The organism is Tunicatimonas sp. (genome assembly GCF_049647865.1).
Classification (GTDB): Bacteria; Bacteroidota; Bacteroidia; order Cytophagales; family Cyclobacteriaceae; genus Tunicatimonas.
On the sequence record NZ_JBARYM010000347.1, the window covers coordinates 1 to 2,194 of the forward strand.

Annotated in this window: 2 protein-coding genes; both read right to left on the reverse strand. The window is 47.0% G+C overall.

Features of this window, described 5'->3' with window-relative positions:
• The coding region (locus WBA23_RS10415; RefSeq protein WP_424582216.1) for a carboxypeptidase regulatory-like domain-containing protein at window positions 1-1,663 on the reverse strand (1,663 nt) is incomplete at its 3' end.
• Between the two features lie 50 nt (window positions 1,664-1,713).
• Window positions 1,714-2,194, reverse strand: a 481-nt coding sequence (locus WBA23_RS10420) for a hypothetical protein (RefSeq protein ID WP_424582217.1), incomplete at its 5' end; no start/stop codon positions are given.

Consider the following 2,194-nt stretch of genomic DNA (forward strand, 5'->3'; position numbering starts at 1 on the left):
CTCGTTCGTCTCCTTCACTATTCATTATCCAGATACTCTTAGCAGCACCCGGCTCGTTAGAAGTGTTTTCAAAAATAATGTGTGCTCCGTTGGGAGAAAGGCGGGGATGTAAATCATTAGTACCCGATGGCTTATTTAAAGATACCTCAACGGTTTCCTGAGTCTCTATATGATAGCGGAAAATATGAGCGTCGAGCTGCCGTCCGGTCGTTGATTCAAAACCAGCTACGTCGTGAGTATAGAGAATTTGAGTACCATCAATTGAGAACGATGGGCATTCAGTTCTACCTGGCTGATCTTTTAGAATTTGTTCGGCATTACTGCCATCTTCGTTCATTAAGTAAATTTCACTCTGGTTACTATCACTGCCTACAACTTGCACCACTATTTTGTGAGATATTCCGGACCAATCTACTGCTTTAAAATGACGCCCTTCAGGAGCCGTAGCGACTACCGCTAGGTTGCTACCGTCGCGGTTAATGCGGTAGAGTTTATTATAGTGACTGTACAGTAGCTGTCCTCCGTCAGGCGACCAGCAAAAACCCGAACCAAAATTGTGATAGCCCGCCACCGGAAGTTGTGTGATCTGATAATTCTGCTTACCTCGTTTATCCATTACAAAGATTTGAGGACCCTCTGGAGTTTGCGAGGTGTAAGCCACCCACTGTCGGCTAGGACTAAATTGTGGAAAAGCATCATATCCTACTTGGTGAGTTAGACGAATAATACGATCTCGTTCGGCATTAGCCGAAAAAATCTCATAATCGCCTTCTACACGCTGGGTATATAAAAATACAGTTTCGGGAAAGTCTTCGGTCCGAAAGTTCCACAGTTCACTAGTACTTCGCTGACCCTGCGCATTCTGAGCGATCACTTGCCAGTAATAGGCCGTCTCGTACTCTAAATCAGTAAGAACTAAGCTGGTATCCGTTAAACTAGTAGCCACAATTTGCCCTTCCGGATTATCCGTTGGATAAAGAACGACTTCGTAGCGAATCTCTTCGGGCGAGCCAACAGCCTGCCAACGTAATGTGAGTTCAGTAGGTTGTTCTTCTTCCCCCTGCGCCGGAACAGGTGAAGTGGGATAAGAAAAGCCTGTCACTGCTTGAGGAATCAACAGTAATTCAACCTTGGTTGGTTTACCTTCTGATACGGCTACAGTTACGGTATCAGGTTGGTATCCCAGTCTTTTTATTTCAATACGGTAATCACCTGTAGTTAGTGAGTCCAATTGGAACGTTCCGTCGGCACTAGTAAGCAAACCTGTGGTAGCGGGGTGAGTTTCAATACTGGCTCCGTTTACTGGGTTCTGCGTAATAGCATCCCGAATAGTGCCGGTTATGCTACCTCGATTTGCTTTTGCTGGAACTAAAGCAAATGCTAAAGTGGCAATCTGTTCGGACAGCAACGATAGTTTGAAGGATTCGTTACGATAGCCTGTTTTCTGAGTAGTAATGGTATACTCTCCGGTGGGCAAGCCAGCTAATTGAAATGTTCCGCTGCTATCAGTGAGAGCTACTGAGGTGGGCGGAACCGTAGATACTTGTGCCCCAGCTACCGGATTACCAGCCTCATTAGTGACAGTGCCCGTTAACTGAGCGAAAGTAACTAAGTCAATAGTATCTTCCTGACAGGCAAGTAGCCCACTTAGGCAGAATAACAAAAAAAGGTTTCGTAAATAATGCATTGTATTTTTTTGGTTGTATTGGATGTTTATTCGGGTAAAGGACGGAATCCGTTTTCGATGATGATGCGCATATCGCGGCCCTGCTGGTGCACCTGGTAAGCTGGGGCCATACCATCATTTTCAATCTGGATGAGTTCCAGTTGGCTACCTTGCTGGGTGATCTGGTAATCCATACCATTGCCAATCAGGTCTTGCTGTAAGCGATTGTAAGCTCCCTGCTGGTGTACCTGAACGTCGTTCTGATCGCCGCGCAGTACGCCGGTATATTCATGACCAATGCCCCGCTGAGTAACGTTCCAGTCGTTGTTGTTACCAAGCTGGAAGAGTTGCAACTGCTGGGCTTCGCCTTCCTGAAAGATACGTAGTTGCTGTTGCTGGCCGGACTGAACTGCAGTTGCGGCTTGGTCTTGCCCCACCTGCTGAAGTTGGAGCCGGTTCGTGTTTCCTGGGGCCAGTTCATCGGCATCGGGTAGCGAAGAGGCGGGGGCTTCAATGTCCTGAGCCAGT